Annotated in this window: 1 protein-coding gene; it reads left to right on the forward strand. The window is 71.7% G+C overall.

Annotated elements, in window-relative coordinates:
- Positions 1-95 precede the first annotated feature (95 nt).
- The coding region (locus AC2W7C_RS18660; protein ID WP_486002677.1) for an SGNH/GDSL hydrolase family protein at positions 96-711 on the forward strand (616 nt) is incomplete at its 3' end.

A 711-nucleotide genomic window follows, 5' to 3' on the forward strand; every position in this document is an offset into this window, starting at 1 on the left:
CCGACGCCGACGCCTGCGGCCCGGCCGGCCGCTGACCCCGCCTGGCGGCGCGGCTGGCCCAAGGACCGCTGCGGATCGGGGTGTTCGGGGATTCGATGGCCGACGGCCCCTACGCGGGCCTGTATCGCGACCTGCAGGACCAGCCGGACGTGACGGTCAGCAAGTTCTCGCAGGTCTCCACGGGCCTGAGCCGCTACGACTACGTCGACATCCAGGCCAAGACGGCCCGGCAGCTGGACGAACGGCCGGTCGACGTCGCCGTGGTGCTGTTCGGCACCAACGACGCCCAGGGGATCGAGTTGGACGGCCAGGTGCACGCCTTCGGCACCGACGGCTGGAAGGCCGCGTATGCGAAACGGGTGGACGACCTAGTCGCCCTGCTGCGCGAGCGCGACGTGGCGGTCTACTGGGTCGGCCTGCCAAAGATGAAGCGGGACGGCTTCGACGCCCGGATGGCGCTGATCAACGCCGTGGTGGGCGAGCGGATGCGGGCGCTGGGCGTGCCCTATGTCGAGACCGCGGCCCTGACCTCGAACGCCGAGGGCGAATATGAGGCCTATCTGCCCAACGCGGCCGGCCGGCGCGTGCTGATGCGGGCCAACGACGGCATCCACATGTCGATGGCCGGCTATCTGCGGATCAGCGCGCCCGGTGGCCGAGCGGCTGAAAGCGCGACGCCGGGCTGGACCGCGCGGCCGCCCCGAACCCGCC

It is taken from the genome of Brevundimonas sp. CURTG3B2_SDJG (assembly GCF_057364705.1).